Source organism: Prevotella sp. oral taxon 376, from assembly GCF_003043945.1.
In the GTDB taxonomy this organism is placed as follows: domain Bacteria; phylum Bacteroidota; class Bacteroidia; order Bacteroidales; family Bacteroidaceae; genus Prevotella.
On the sequence record NZ_PYXG01000001.1, the window covers coordinates 1,062,796 to 1,077,888 of the forward strand.

Here is a 15,093-nt window from a genome sequence, read left to right on the forward strand (position 1 = left end):
GACAGGCTTCGCAATTTGTTGATACCTTATTTTATATAGGTGGCGACAAACCGCGTGAAATCTTGAAGGTGGAGTTATCCGATGATATCGCGGATATCACTCAGGGTGCCGTGGAAGGGTCCGGAATGCTCCAGTTTCTTCGTGCACATGGCCGCGGCAAATTTTCCGGCTTCCAGGGGAGCCATTCCCTGCATGCGGCAGTAGAGATAGCCACATCCGTAGGTGTCTCCGCACCCCGTTGCGTCTATTAGAGCGTGTGGCGCATAGGCTGGAATTTCATAGAATATGCCATCTTTCAAGATGAGGGAGCCTTTGCTCCCAAAGGTCAAAATCACCTCTCTGATGCCGTATCCCGCCAGTTCCCGGGCCACGGAGCGAGGGTTGGTGAGCAGGCTGATGGTCGACATCTCGTGTTCGTTCAGCTTTACGAAATCCGTGAGGCGGAGCACTTTTTCTTTCTCAGTCCATTCCGCCGCGACCACCTCTTTCCCCTTGACTTCGCGCAGATAGCCTTGAATGTCAATGGAAACAAGTGCTTTCTCCTTCAGGGCCCTCACGACCTCCGTGGGGAAATCGTTTTTCAGGAGCGGGCCTAAATGAAATACCCGCGCCTCGAGCGATCTCACATCCTCAAGGGTGAAAGCATCGGCCTCGGCGAGCACCCTCTGTGTGCGGTGGTTGGCATTCTCCCCGTACTTGTTTTCAAAGCAAACCGTCTTGCGGCTATGGTTTGCGATGACCTCGATACCCGCCTCGCGCATTTTCTCCACTTCGCCGAGGGCATCGTCGCCAACCTTTGTAACAAGTTCAAACGATACTTTTCCGGGCAACCTGTTGATGCCGTAGGCGAAATAGAAGGCCGTCCCGCCCGCCATGTCTATCGACCTTTGCGGGGTGATGATGCGGTCGTGGGTGATGTGTCCGATGCAGCAAATATCTTTCATCTTATTTGTTTTTGGTCAATGTTGGTAAAATATTTTCAGACGGCTGAATCTTATGGGCTCCTTTGCCGTTCAGGGTTTGAAAAGCCGCTTGCGGCAAACCGGAAAGTAAAAGGCGGCTTTTTGCCTTCCTTTTAACGGCTGAAAGCCCTCCTTCTAACGGCTTTTTACTCGCCTTTTAGCCGCCTTTTACTTTTCGGTTTCTAACCATCTGATTCACAGCCGTTTAATTTCGGTACTCCTGGATGCTTATCCCCGTGATTCTCTGGAATAGGGAATGGAAACAGTCTGAGGATTTGAAGCCGAGCTTTTGTGAAATTTTTTCATCGTCATCCGTGGCCATCAACCGCTTGGCCATTTCAATTCTGCGAGACTGAAAATAGCCGTCAAACTCCTTGCCGGTGGCATGTTTGAGCAGGTCGTTCAGATAAGCCGTCGATATATTCATAGGGTCGGTGAACACCGAGGCGCCCGGCTGGCCTTCGTTTTGGATTCTTCCACTCTGCAAATATTCGTCTACGGCCTCCATGAATCGCGTCAGTATTCGCTCGGAAGCAATCTCGCGCGTGATGAACTGTCGCTGATAAAACCTTTGGCAATGGTGCAGGAGCTGCGTGATGAGGTCGCACAGGATGGATGCGGTGAGCTGGTCGATGCCCCATTCGAGTTCCCTGCTGATTCCGTCGATGCAGCATTCGGCGGCCTTCCGTTCTTTGCGGGAAATGTGGAGGGATTCATCCTGCCGGTAGCGGAAGAAGTTGAAGTCCTTGATCTGTTGTCCTAAGGGAGTGCCGCAGAACAGGTCGGGATGGAACATCAGCAGTTTCCCTTTGTGCTCGTGGAGGCTGTCTTTCTCAAGGTCGAGGGTCTTCTCGGGCGATCGGAAGAGCAGCGTGGCGTCGGAGAAGTCGCAGGCCTGACGGCCAAATCGTCTCTCGCCGTCTTCGTTGCGCCGTAGCAAGATGGCATAGCAGTCGAGCCTTATCGCCTCTTCCTTACACTCCGTGGAGAGGTTGATAACGCTCGCGAGAGGGTGTAAGGCCTTCTCGTCAAAGAGCTTGTTGCAGGCACAAATGCTGATAGAGTGTTTCATGCTTTGCGATACTGGCTTGGGCTCATGCCCATATTGCGCTTAAAATATCGGTTGAAGTGCTGGCTGTACTGGAATCCGAGCTGATAGGCGATTTCGCTGATGGTCTTCTCCGTGCCCAGCAGCGCCTCCTTGGCCAGGTCGATGATTTTAGCCTGGATGTGTTCTTGCGGGGTCATGCCCGTTTCTTTCTTTATCAGGTCGCCGAAGTAGTTGGGAGAAAGGAAACATTCTTCGGCAAAATACTTCACCGTGGGGAGCCCTTTTAGATAGGAATTAGTGTCCTCGAAATAGGTGTTGAGCAGTTCCTCAAACCTTTCGAGCACATCTTTGTTGACCGCCTTGCGGGTGATGAATTGTCGTTCATAGAAGCGCAGGCAGTAGTCGAGCAATAATTCTATGTTGCGGCAAATCAGCCTTTTGCTGTGATTGTCTATCGGATGTTCCAGCTCCTGTCGTATTTTTTGGATGCAGTCCTTGAAGATCTCCTTCTTATCCTCGTTCAGATGGAGGGCTTCCCGCGAGGAATACGAGAAGAAACTGTATTGCTTGATGTCCTTGCCCAGCGATGTTCCCTTGATGAGATCGGGATGGAAAACCAGTCCGATGGCATCAGGCTGCACATTGGGATGCAGCTTTATCGTTACCACCTGACCTGGCGCAAAGCTGGCCACGGTGCCTTCCTGATAGTCGTAAGGCTGCCGTCCGTAGGTGATGTCGCCGCACAGGGTCTGCTTCAGGAAGATAGCGTAAACCCCGTAATGATAGGTTGTCGTGGCGTTCAGGTCCACGACGGGATGCGCTTTCGCCATCTCTACGATTGACACGAGCGGGTGGCGGGTCTCTATGCCGAATGCCTTGTTATAGGCATCAATGGTGTTGATGTTGATAATCTGTTCTGCCATATGCTGATTCTATATTCTGATTCCGAGACAAAGATATATAAAATTTCTGAAACCGCAATGACCCGGATTACGGATAAAGAAAACTTCTTTATCTTTGATTCGGCGTCGCTGTGGTGGTGGGTGGGGGTATCTGGTTTTTTTGAGATTTGCTAATTTACTGTCTTTTCATGCTTCGTTTCAGAAAAATAGACTACCTTTGTACCCGGAAAAGAATGTAAGCACATGAGTAAGAGACAGATTCTTCTTATCAACGACATGGCCGGCTACGGCAAGGTGGCTACGGCGGCGATGCTCCCGATATTGTCTTACTTCGGCCATCCCACTTATAATCTGCCTACCGCCTTGGTATCGAATACGCTGGATTATGGCAAGTTCAACATCCTGGACACCACGGAATATATCAAGGGAGTCTTCCCCGTGTGGAAAGAACTGGGCTTCAGATTCGACGCGATAGCCACGGGCTTCATCGCCTCGGAGTATCAGGCCGGCATCATCTCACGCTATTGCATGGAACAGGCCGCGAGGGGGACGGTCATCTTCGTCGACCCTATCATGGGCGATGAGGGAAAACTCTATAACGGAATTACCGAGGCCGCCATCAAGAGCATGCGCGAAATGCTTTCCGTAGCGCATCTGTGCTATCCCAATTATACGGAGGCATGCTATCTCACGGGGCATCCGTTTCATGCAGAGGGAGTAACGCTCGGCGAGGCACGGAATCTTCTCGACCACCTTCGGAAGATAGGCTCGAATTCAGCGCTGATTACCAGTATCACCGTCGATGGGCAATCTTCGGTGGTGGGGTATAATCATTCTGAGGATGGATATTTCATACTTCCATATACGGAAATCCCCGTCCATTTCCCTGGAACGGGTGATATTTTCTCTGCGGTATTGATAGGTCATCTCCTCGATGGCGAGCCTCTGGAGCCGAGTACGCAGGCTGCCATGGATGCTGTGTATAGGCTCATCGACCTGAACAAGGACAATGAAGACAAGAACAGGGGAATTCCCCTTGAGAAATACTTGAATGTTTTGTAAATGGATTGGTTGAACAGTCTTTTTTCCATAGAGTCTCCGATACAGTCAATCATTGTTCTTTCGGTGATCTGCGCCTTGGGTTTGTCCCTTGGAAGGGTCAAGGTGATGGGCGTTTCGCTGGGAGTTGCCTTCGTGTTCTTCATCGGTATCCTCGCGGGACATCTGGGTCTGGAGATAAATCAGAAAGTCCTGAACTTTGCGGAGACCTTCGGGTTGGTGATCTTTGTCTACATGCTGGGGCTCTCGGTGGGGCCGAACTTCTTCAGTTCGTTGAAACATGAAGGCATGCCTCTCAACCTTTGGTCTTTGGCCGTGATATTGCTGGGCACCGTCATGGCCCTGATCATGGTTCCGCTTACGGGTATCAGCCTCCCTGACATGGTGGGTATCCTGTGCGGCGCAACTACCAATACTCCGGCGCTGGGTGCCGCGCAACAGGCATTAGGGTTGCTTGGACAGCCGGCGGGGTCGCTTGCCCTGGGTACGGCGGTTACTTATCCGTTGGGTGTCGTGGGCGTGATTTTTGCCATGGTGATATTCCGCAAGTTGATGATAACGGCCGACGACTTGAAGATTCGCGGCGAAGAGGCTGATGACCACACTTATATCGGACAATATGAGGTTTGCAATCCAGCCCTCGACGGCCGTCCGTTGTTGGAAATTGCGCAAAGCTCGCGCGATAAGTTCATCATCTCACGGGTGTGGCGGGGGCGAGAGGTGGTGGTGCCACAAGCCAGTACGGAGCTTCGTAAGGGTGATAATGTACTCGTCGTAACGAATCATGACGAAAGGAAATCAATGGAGATTCTTTTCGGAAAAGAGGTGGAAAAGGATTGGAATCAGGAACAGATAGACTGGAATCATATAGACTCGAAGGTGGCCAGTCGTAACCTTGTGATTTCCCGCCGGGTACTCAATGGCAAGAAACTGGGCACCCTGCAGCTGAGAAACATCTATGGTGTGAATGTAAGCCGGGTGCTGCGTGGCGACATGAAGCTTCTCGCGACCGACGATCTGCGCCTTCAATACGGCGATCATCTGATCGTGGTGGGACCTCCCAACGCGTTGGATGATGTTGAGAAATTCATTGGAAATGCAGTTCAGATATTGAATGAACCCCAGGTGGGAAGCATCTTCTTGGGAATTCTTCTGGGGCTGGCCCTCGGCACGATACCGATTTCCATTCCTGGCATGACGGCTCCCATCCGACTGGGCATTGCCGGCGGCCCGATTCTGATGGGCATCATCGTGGGCGCGCTCGGCCCGAAGGCTCATTTCATCAGCTATACCACACGAAGTGCCTCGCTGATGCTCCGCAAGCTCGGTCTTTCCCTCTATCTTGCATGTCTTGGCTTAGATGCGGGCAAGGACTTCTTTAATACACTTGTGCGCCCTGAGGGATTGATGTGGATAGGCGTCGGATTTGTGCTCACCATGCTGCCCATACTGATTGTAGGCATTATGATCCTAAGGACGAAAAAGTTTGATTTCGGTACGGTCTGCGGTATTCTCTGCGGCAGCATGGCAAATCCCATGGCATTGGGGTATGCCGATGATACAATCGAGGGCGACACGCCTTCTGTGGCATATGCGTCGGTCTATCCGTTGGGAATGTTTGTCCGCGTAATCATAGCCCAGATGATGATCATGTTTTTTGTGTAGGTTGCCCGACCCTTGGTCAGAAGTCGGCCTTTGCCTCGAAGTGGATTCTCTCATCGGTAGCGGGATGGGTGAATTCAAGATGTTCCGCGTGAAGATATAGGCGCTCGGCTCTCTTGCCGTAGAGCTCGTCTCCCAGAATGGGACGGGACAGTCCTTCTCGGTGTGCGCAATGGACACGCAACTGGTGGGTACGCCCGGTCTTGGGATAGAGGGCTATCCGGTTTTCGTCTAAGAACTCGTATTCGGTAATAGACATTTTCCCCTTCTTGAAGTCTATGATCTGTCGGGGCCGGTCTTCCGTGTCTGCCGTCAGGGGCAGGCTGATGGTACCTTTCACCTGAAGGGGCTTTTTAGGAGAGGGAGAGAGCAGGGCAATGTATCTTTTCTTAACAGTATGTTCCTTGAACTGCCGTTGCAGGCTCCAATAGCATTCGCGGTTTTTTGCCACTACGAGAAGTCCGCTTGTCGACATGTCTAAGCGGTGAACGATCATGGGATCGCTCTCTTTTCCGCAGTGCTCTTTTATCAGGGAGAGTACGGATTGCCGCTTACTCTTTCCGGGAATGCTCAACATGCCTGCCGGTTTGCTTACCACGATGATATCGTTGTCTTCATATAGGATAGGCAGTGGTTGACTCTGTTCTTCCTCAAGGGGATTTCCCTCCACATCCAGTCCTTTCAGCATCCAGTCTAATATCGGCTTGCACTTGCCCTGACAGGCAGGGTAGAAATGGAGATGATGCCTGATTTCCTGCCGGGGCGACTCTCCCCACCAGAACATGGCCATGCAGAGAGGTTTCATATGGTTGGCATAGGCATATTGCAGGAGCTTCGGCTCGCAGCACTCTCCCGCACCGGATGGGGGCATCTGGTTGTAGGCTTGGGAGAAAGAATCATGGAAGATGTCCGTCAGAGTCTTGTTCTCCCCACGGGCGTTGAGCATAGAGAACTGTGAGAAAAGCCATCCCTGCAGGGCGTCGCTCTTCTGTTTTCGGAGACGCTTCTTCTCTTCAATCTCCCTTATATACTTCTTCACTTTCTCTTCTTGAATGTCGATTTCAGCCGCCAGAGACCTTTTGAGTCTTCGCAGTTCGGCCTTCTGGAATTGTGATTCTTTTAAGAGAGAATCTTCGTCTGTGGCGCCGGAATTCCTGGCTTTGTCCCTTTGTTCCTTACACGCCTTCATATGTTGTCGGTAATCGGAAATCTTGTTGGAAGCTTCGGATTGTAATTTGGAAAGATGTAATTTGGCTTCTTTAAGGCAAAGACTCGTTTCCAGCTCCCTGATTTGCTGATTGAGAAAGGATATTCGGCTTTCCTCTTGCTTGAAATATCCGTCTGGCAGAAGGTAGTCGAATATCGCCGGAACAAACTCACGGTCATCCTGGGGATTTCTTTCCGTGGCTTCATCGATGGCAAGAATCTGTCCGCTATAGGCCTGGAGATAGCCAGTCTGTCCGTCGTTATCTACGATGAGCACGCCGAACATCTTGCCTCGATCGATTTCATTACGATAAGGGGCATGCCCCAACAGCGTCTTTAGCTCCTGAATAGCCAAAAGACAGAGGGGATGAGGCTCATAATAGAAAGGATTGTTGAACCTCTCGGGTGGTTTTGTTTTTATTTTTAATGAGTGAAAGATCAAGTCTTATTTCAGCTTGTTGTAGTCTTCTTCAGATACAGGCTCCAGCCATTCGTTGCTTGCGCCTTCCTGAACCTTTGTCATATAGGCAATATGCTGGAACCATGAGTATTTTGCGGCACCATGCCAGTGCTTGGCCTCCGCGGGGATGGCGATGACGGTTCCCGGAGTCATCTCTATTGCCGGCTTTCCCCATTCCTGATACCAGCCACGACCCGCCACGCAGATGAGCACTTGTACGGATTTGTGGTGAATATGCCAGTGGTTGCGGCAGCCGGGCTCGAAAGTAACATTGGACGCTACGCCTTCTAAGGGGGCGAGATAGCTGTTGCCGTCGAAGTATTGGGCATAGTTTACATTGGGTTCCCCTATCGGCCACGGACTGTTTTCTATGCCTTTCTTTACTTTGAGGTTTTCAGCCAGTTCCATGCCCAGCGCCTTGCTGATGGCCTCCCGACTTCTGGCAGCTTCAGCGCTTCCGACTTTGGTTTCCAATACGGTGGGGATATCCTGAAGCTCTTCTCTTTTCACTCCCATGTTCAAGGCTCCGTGGGCATGGGAAAGGAGCTGAGGCTCACAGCCGGGAAGACTGGCAATGGCAGATATGGTTACTATCTCACGGTCGGATTGGGAAAGTACCTTGCCGGCGAAGATGTCGCCAAACAGGTGGGCCTTCAGGTAATAGTCGGTGCGGGGAGCAAAGGTATAGTCGAAAGGCCTGCCGCTCACCTTGGTCTGGACTTCCTTACCCGTTTTCAGGGCATCAAAATCTTTGGGAAGAACCGTTGCGTCGTCCTGTCCCATGGGTGTCTCTTTGCCGGATTTCTTGCGGTAGTCTATGACCTTCTTGAGTGTTTCGAGCGCATTCAAAGACCGTGGGAAACCGGTATAGGCGTAAAGCTGGGAAAGGGCTTCCTTGATTTCCGCTACTGTCAATCCGTTGTCAAGGCTTTCGTCGATAGCCTTGCCGAGATTCTCTAAATCTCCTTTGGCCTCCAGTCCTGCAATTGCGGAGAGGCTTTGTTGTCTTGCGTCTAATGTCATATTCTGTTGCGCTTTCATTTGGGTTCCTGTGAATAGCATCGCTATTGCGAGCATGATTTTAGGGATGATCTTCATTGTTTGAATATTTGTTCTACGATGCAAATATACGATAAATTTAAATAAGATGAACAATAAATGTTACGGAATCACTTATCTTTTTTACGGATTACAGTATATCTCTTTTATGCGAGATCTATCCTAAACGGTCAAGAATCCGATTTCCCGATACCACGGCTGGATTATCCGATCCCCGTCCGTGGACCGCGGCATCTCCGCCTTACGGTCTGTTATTTTTTCTTTTTATTGCCTGTTGAATCTTTAAAATCTTTCCATATTCTTGCGTAATCCGGAAATATTCCATACCTTTGTCCTCGCTTGCACAATTTTTGCACCGGAACAATAAAAGAACAGGAGGTAAAACCATGGCAACTTACACTATCAACATCAACGAACGCACGAAGGAAGGACGCAGCATCGTGGACTACCTGCGCGAAAAGGGTTTGATATCAACAGCCAAGACAGACAACGGAAGAGAGGCTACGCGCCGTGCACTCCGCGAATTGAGCGAGGGCAAGGTAACCCATTGTAGAAATTTTGACGACTATCTGAAAAGTGTCAAGTGATGCGTGAAATCGTCTATACAGGGCAATATAAGCGCGACTTGAAGCGTGCCCGCAAACGTCGGATGCCGGAAGATGACCTTAACGAAGTCATTCGCCTACTGGCAGAAGACAAACCATTGCCCGCAGAAAGACGCGACCATGCACTTACAGGCGAATTCTCCGGGCTGCGTGAATGCCACATTCATCCCGATTGGCTGTTGGTGTACAGCAAAGAAGATATCATTTCTGCAGAAAAGGAATCAGTGGAAAAGGAATTGCATATTCTGAATCTTATACGCACCGGCACACACGCCGATTTGTTCTGACATTTCTTTTGCGGAAATCTTTTCCGTCCCACGCTTCACATCGTTTGGAGCGTGGGACGCTTGTTTTCCCACAAGCCGCCAGCCGAGATTTTTCGTTTTCCGTCGTGTGGTCAGTGCCAAATTTCGCGGTTTTTGTTTATCCGAGGGCTCGGATGAGCGGAAAATGAGAAAAATAACGCTTCGGCCACGGCCGAAATGCGGAAATTAGCAAAATCTACGTTTCGGCCATGGCCGACGAGTCAAAAAACAGCAAAAACATGGTTTCGCTCGCGGTCGAAAGCCCCAAAATGGGAAAAATAATGTTTCGCTCCGGAGCGACGAGTAGAAAATAGAAAAAACAGAGCTTCGCTCACAAGCGACGGACAAAAAACACTAAACACAAGCGGACAGCTTGTGTTTTTTTTAAAAGAAAAAACCTCCAAGGCCTTGTTATTTACAAAAAAAGACTTAACTTTGCGATATATTGTAAATCTAAGAATCCATGCAAGAAAGAGAACTACAGACCATCGTGTCGCATTTCCTGATAGAAGGAACAATTGATACCATCGAGCCATTGGGAAACGGGCTGATTAACGACACGCTCAAGATTACCACCTTGGAGAGCTGCTCGCCTGATTATGTCTTGCAACGCATTAATAATAAAATATTTACGGATGTAGATGTTTTGCAAGATAACATAGAGTCGGTAACCCGCCACATTCGCAAAAAGCTGAAGGAAAGAGGCGAGAATGACATCGACCGAAAGGTTCTCCGCTTCATAGAGACCGATACTGGAAAGACTTATTATAAGGACGAGAAGGGGCAGTATTGGCGAATCTCGGTATTCATATCCCATGCGAAGACCTATGAGACCGTGAATCCGGAGTACAGTTACTATGCGGGCAAGGCTTTCGGAGACTTTGAGGCGATGCTTGTAGATATCCCCGACCAGTTGGGTGAGACGATTCCCGACTTCCATAACATGGAGCTCCGCATGCGCCAGCTTTGTGATGCGGTAGGCTCGGATGTAAAGGGGAGGATGGAAGCCGTGAAGCCTCTCCTTGATGAACTGAACCTCGACGCCGACGAAATGTGCAAGGCCGAACGACTCTATCGTGAGGGCAAACTGCCCAAACGCATCTGCCATTGCGACACGAAGGTGAATAATATGCTTTTCGACGAGAACGGAAAGGTGCTCTGTGTGATTGATCTTGATACGGTAATGCCCAGCTTCGTCTTCTCGGACATCGGCGACTTTCTGCGCACGGCTGCTAATTTCGTGGCGGAGGACAGTCCTGAAATAACCAAGGTCGGCTTTAATATGGAAATCTTCAAGGCCTTTACGAGGGGCTATTTAGAGTCTGCAAAGGTATTTCTGACCCCCATTGAGATCGAGAACCTGCCTTATGCGGCAGCCTTGTTCCCGTATATGCAGTGTGTCAGGTTCCTTGCCGACTATATCAATGGCGACACCTATTATAAGATAAAATATCCAGAACATAACTTGGTGAGGACGAAGAATCAACTCATGCTCTACCGGAATGTGCGCAAACACGATGAGGAGATGCGGCGGTTTGTGGATTCTTGCCTTGATAATAATGGTATAGGATGAAACAATTGATCGTAAAAAGGTTGCCAAAGAATGATTATGAGGCGAGCCGTTTGCCGTCTTTGCTCGACGGGCAAGAGATGTCGTTCGAGCGGATAGACTGTGTGAATTGGGTGGAGGATTACCCCTATGCCCCGAAAGTAGAGTTCCGTATAGCCCATGCTGATGACAGAATCCTATTGCATTATCGGGTAGAAGAGGAAAGCGTGGCCTCCATGGCCGGGCATGACAACGGGCGAGTATGGGAGGACAGCTGCTGCGAGTTCTTTTTCGTGCCCGCTGCCGATGGGCTCTATTATAATGTGGAGTGCAACTGTACGGGCACGCTGCTTATCGGGGCGGGGGCCGAGCGCGAGGGGCGCGTGCTTGCCCCGGAAGCGGTCTTACAGTCTGTAGACCGTTGGTCGAGCCTCGGGAGCCGGCCTTTTGAGGAGCGTGTGGGCAAGGTGAAGTGGGAGCTGGCACTCGTCATTCCCGTGAGTGCTTATTTCAGAAGCAAGGTCGGCTCACTTTCCGGACAGGTTCTCAAGGCTAATTTCTATAAGTGTGGCGACAAGTTAGAGCGCCCACACTTCCTCTCTTGGAATCCGATCAATGTCGCAAACCCCGACTTCCATCGCCCCGATTTTTTCGGGGAGCTTCGCTTTGAGTAAGAGAATTCAGGGCAATGGGCGCCGGGGGCAATCTCTTGAAAGAATCTGCTCGTGGGAAACTCCCCATCCATAGTGAGCATTGATGCCGTTCCGTGATGTATTAATAACAATCCCTAATTTCATTTTGCCTATGAGGAAAACCACTTACTAAAGACTAATAGAACTGTTCCTTTATTTTATCCCTTGTTTAATATTAACCTAAAATTAGGTTTAATTCCTAATTTCTACCGTAATTCATGTTTTAATTCTTTATCTTATGATTTGTGTGAAAAAGAGAATCATGTTGATACTGCCGCTATTGCTGGTGGTTACTATGATGGTGTCTGGCCACTCGGTTTCTCGAGAATCAAGTTTCCCTGTAGTGGGAAAGGAGACAGGTCAGTTGCAAGAGAGTTCCAGACATTCTGTGAGTCTGCGGATAGACCAGAAAAAGAGAACTATAAGAGGTACAGTCGTTGATAATACCGGTGAGCCTTTGATAGGGGTAAGTGTCTTGGAAATGGGTACTTCAAATGGTGTCGTAACCGATATGAATGGCAATTTCTTATTGGAGGTGTCGTCTCATTCCGTGCTTCAGTTTTCGTATGTCGGCTTCGTTACGCAGAGAGTGAATATAGACCAACGAGATGAATATAGAATCGTGATGAACTCTCAGGACAAGGCTTTGGACGAAGTCGTGGTCGTTGCTTTCGGTAAGATGAAGCGCGAGGCTTTTACCGGATCCGCGGGAATCATGAAAGGCGACGACCTGGGCAAGGTGCAGGTTACGAATGCCACGCAGGCTTTGGCGGGTAGAGTGGCCGGTGTACAGCTCAATAACTCTTCGTCTCAGTTGGGCAGCTCTCCCTCAATAACCATTCGGGGTATCGGTTCTATATCTTCTGATACCCAACCGCTCATAGTCATTGACGGGATGCCTTTCGATGGAGACTTGAATACTCTAAACTCCAATGATATAGAATCCATGACGGTATTGAAGGACGCAGCCTCCAATGCTTTATATGGAGCCCGTGGCGCCAATGGTGTGATCATGATAACCACTAAGCAGGGGTCGTATGGAAAGACCCGTATCAATATAGATGCGAAATGGGGTTGGAACACCAATGGACTGAAAAACTATAAGACGCTGAATGCACGGCAGTTCTATGAGACCTATTATAAGATGCTGTATAATTATTATACCAGCGCTGATTATCCGAGTGGAGCCATGACCCCACAGGCTGCCAATGCACAGGCTAACTCGGACTTGACGAATGCCTCCTCGGGAAACGGCCCTGGATACATGGTGTATACGGTTCCAAACGGCCAGCCGTTCATTCAGCTGGATGGAACGATGAATCCTAATGCCACCCTTGGTTCCCTCTATACTTATGGGAATACACAGCTCTGGCTTCAGCCTGATGACTGGGAGAAAGAAGGGTTACAGACGGGTGCACGGCAGGAATATAATGCCACAGTATCGGGCGCTACTGATAAAATCAACTATTATACATCGCTGGGCTATCTGAATCAGGATGGCATACAGCGTGGGTCCAATGAAGACCGTATCTCCGCTCGCCTAAAACTTAGCTATCAAGCCAACAAGATTGTGCGTCTGGGCGCGAACTTTGATTATGCCCGTTATAAGTATTCCCGGACAGAAGAAGGTACCATCGGAACGGGTACGATATGGAGTACGATCAAGACGCAGGCTCCCATCTATCCCGTGTACTATCGCGGATCCGATCATAATATCTTGACGGACCAGTGGGGAGAGCCCATGTATGACTTTGCCCGTCTTTACGACCTGAGCAGGGCGGGAGGTGTAGGAGGCAACTGCATTTTCAGCAATAAGTATGTGGAAAACAAGAATACCGTATCAGACTATACGGCAAGCGGCTTAGCAGATTTCCGTATTTTCGAGGACTTGATCCTTACTTTAAACGCGCATGCCTATAATCATGACAGCCGGTATACTTACATTAAAAGTCCGTTTGTAGACCATTATACAGACTCTTCAGATAATGGCTATCTGTCGAAAAGCTCCTCTAAGATATTCAGCTATAACTTGCAGCAGTTGCTCAATTATAGCCATTTGTTCGGCAGACATACCGTAAGCGGATTGCTGGGACATGAGTATTATAATTATAAGTATGAGTATATGGGCGTGTCCGGTCGCAATTTCGGAATAGAGGGAGCTACGGAGATAGACCAGTTGCTCAACAAGGACTATCCTTCTTCCTACTCGTCGCGCTATAATAATGAGGGTTATTTCTTCAGGGGAATGTACGACTACGCTAATACCTATTATGCCTCGTTGTCTTTCCGGCGCGACGCGTCGTCCCGGTTCAATAAAAACAATCGTTGGGGAAACTTCTGGTCGGCGGGCGCGGCCTGGGTTATTTCCAAGGAAGATTGGTTCAGGATGCCTTGGATCGATAATCTGAAGCTCAAGTTTTCGGTAGGTTCACAAGGTAATGACAATATCGGAAACTTCCTTTACACGAACACCTACAACATCGTGAACAATGGCAATAGCGTGGGTTACCAGTGGCGCGGAAAAGGAACGGAGAACATCACATGGGAGACCAACACGAACTGGAATGCAGGCATAGAGTTTGAGGTCCTTGGCCATCGAATCAATGGTAGCCTTGATTTCTTCTATCGCAAGACCAGTGATATGCTTTTCTCCTTGGCTACGCCCCCTACCATCGGTTATACCAGCCGCTATGTGAACATGGGTGATATGAGAAACACGGGCGTAGAACTTGTGTTGAATGCGACTCCCATTAAGACTAAGAATTTGAATTGGGAAATCAGCTTCAATCTGTCGCATGTAAAGAACAAAGTGCTCAGTCTGCCTGCGGATGTGAAGACAACTACCGTGGAGGGATATGACGGATATGTGAATCATGACGCCTCCTTTGCGGAGAAGTATTGGTACTTCGTCGGTGAGGGATTGCCTCTCTATACTTGGCATATGCCGAAATATGCAGGAGTTGATGGGGAGACGGGCGAGGCTCTGTATTATAAGGATGTGCTGGATAGTGAGGGAAAGGTTACAGGTCAGGAAACGACGAAGAACTGGAATGAGGCCACCGACTACCTTTGCGGAGACGCCATGCCTTCTTGGTATGGCGGTATTGGGACAACGCTTACTGCTTATGGCTTTGACTTCTCTGTGAATTTCACTTACCAGCTGGGCGGAAAGGCCTACGATTATACTTATCAGACCCTGATGCATACCGGTGGATCGTCGGCGACCAACTGGCATGAGGACATCATGAATGTATGGTCGGCGGACAACAAGAACAGCAACATACCGCGATTGATGTTCAGCGAGAAGAATTCCCAGAGCGGCCGTTCCGACAGGTTCCTTGAAAGTGCCTCTTATCTGAATTGCCAGAACCTGAATGTGGGATATACTTTCCCCAAGAACTTGACGCTTAAAGCTCAGATAGAGAGTGTCCGCATCTACTTCTCGGCAGAGAACCTATTCTATCTTTCTGCCCGCCAGGGCTTTGATCCTCGATATACTATTGCAGGTTACACGAATCCAGAGTTATATTCCCCCATGCGGACTTGCTCTTTTGGGATTCAACTCGCGTTTTAAAACCATT

At 49.4% G+C, this 15,093-nt stretch carries 12 protein-coding genes; 7 read left to right on the forward strand and 5 right to left on the reverse strand.

What is annotated here, in order from left to right:
* Positions 1–74: 74 nt before the first annotated feature.
* From C7120_RS04640 to C7120_RS04650, 3 genes are all read right to left on the reverse strand, one after another.
* Complete coding sequence (locus tag C7120_RS04640) at positions 75–944, reverse strand: PfkB family carbohydrate kinase (RefSeq protein ID WP_107620558.1); 870 nt, start codon at positions 942–944, stop codon at positions 75–77.
* Positions 945–1,167: 223 nt separating this feature from the next.
* Positions 1,168–2,034 (reverse strand): helix-turn-helix domain-containing protein, encoded by an 867-nt coding sequence (locus C7120_RS04645; protein WP_107620559.1) that lies wholly within the window; start codon positions 2,032–2,034, stop codon positions 1,168–1,170.
* Positions 2,031–2,936, reverse strand: a complete 906-nt coding sequence (locus tag C7120_RS04650; protein WP_107620560.1) for an AraC family transcriptional regulator — start codon at positions 2,934–2,936, stop codon at positions 2,031–2,033. The genes C7120_RS04645 and C7120_RS04650 overlap by 4 nt, the downstream gene beginning before the upstream one ends.
* 222 nt (positions 2,937–3,158) lie before the next feature.
* Here C7120_RS04650 and C7120_RS04655 point away from each other — a divergent pair, with 222 nt between their 5' ends.
* Positions 3,159–3,977: a pyridoxamine kinase gene (locus C7120_RS04655; RefSeq protein ID WP_107620561.1), complete on the forward strand. Its 819-nt coding sequence runs from the start codon at positions 3,159–3,161 to the stop codon at positions 3,975–3,977.
* Positions 3,978–5,639, forward strand: coding sequence for a putative transporter (locus C7120_RS04660; RefSeq protein ID WP_107620562.1), 1,662 nt, complete (start codon positions 3,978–3,980; stop codon positions 5,637–5,639). It abuts the gene before it with no gap.
* 16 nt (positions 5,640–5,655) lie between these two features.
* On the opposite strand, the gene C7120_RS04665 is transcribed toward C7120_RS04660, so the two are convergent.
* Both C7120_RS04665 and C7120_RS04670 read right to left on the reverse strand, forming a co-directional pair.
* A complete protein-coding gene (locus tag C7120_RS04665; protein WP_233247019.1) occupies positions 5,656–7,197 on the reverse strand; it encodes an RluA family pseudouridine synthase in 1,542 nt (513 codons plus the stop codon).
* Positions 7,198–7,287: 90 nt separating this feature from the next.
* On the reverse strand, positions 7,288–8,400 hold the full coding sequence (locus C7120_RS04670; RefSeq protein ID WP_233247020.1) for a carboxymuconolactone decarboxylase family protein: 1,113 nt from the start codon (positions 8,398–8,400) through the stop codon (positions 7,288–7,290).
* 347 nt (positions 8,401–8,747) lie between these two features.
* Here C7120_RS04670 and C7120_RS04675 point away from each other — a divergent pair, with 347 nt between their 5' ends.
* The 5 genes from C7120_RS04675 to C7120_RS04695 all read left to right on the forward strand — a co-directional run bounded on the left by C7120_RS04675 (position 8,748) and on the right by C7120_RS04695 (position 15,086).
* Positions 8,748–8,948: a hypothetical protein gene (locus tag C7120_RS04675; protein WP_107620563.1), complete on the forward strand. Its 201-nt coding sequence runs from the start codon at positions 8,748–8,750 to the stop codon at positions 8,946–8,948.
* Positions 8,948–9,253: a type II toxin-antitoxin system YafQ family toxin gene (locus C7120_RS04680; protein WP_107620564.1), complete on the forward strand. Its 306-nt coding sequence runs from the start codon at positions 8,948–8,950 to the stop codon at positions 9,251–9,253. The genes C7120_RS04675 and C7120_RS04680 overlap by 1 nt, the downstream gene beginning before the upstream one ends.
* Before the next feature lie 481 nt (positions 9,254–9,734).
* Positions 9,735–10,844 carry a phosphotransferase enzyme family protein gene (locus C7120_RS04685; protein WP_107620565.1) on the forward strand — a complete coding sequence of 370 codons (1,110 nt, stop codon included), beginning with the start codon at positions 9,735–9,737 and terminating at the stop codon, positions 10,842–10,844.
* On the forward strand, positions 10,841–11,494 hold the full coding sequence (locus C7120_RS04690; protein WP_107620566.1) for a carbohydrate-binding family 9-like protein: 654 nt from the start codon (positions 10,841–10,843) through the stop codon (positions 11,492–11,494). Before C7120_RS04685 ends, C7120_RS04690 begins: the two co-directional genes overlap by 4 nt.
* A 265-nt stretch (positions 11,495–11,759) precedes the next feature.
* A complete protein-coding gene (locus C7120_RS04695) occupies positions 11,760–15,086 on the forward strand; it encodes a TonB-dependent receptor (protein ID WP_233247021.1) in 3,327 nt (1,108 codons plus the stop codon).
* The last annotated feature ends 7 nt before the right edge of the window (positions 15,087–15,093 follow it).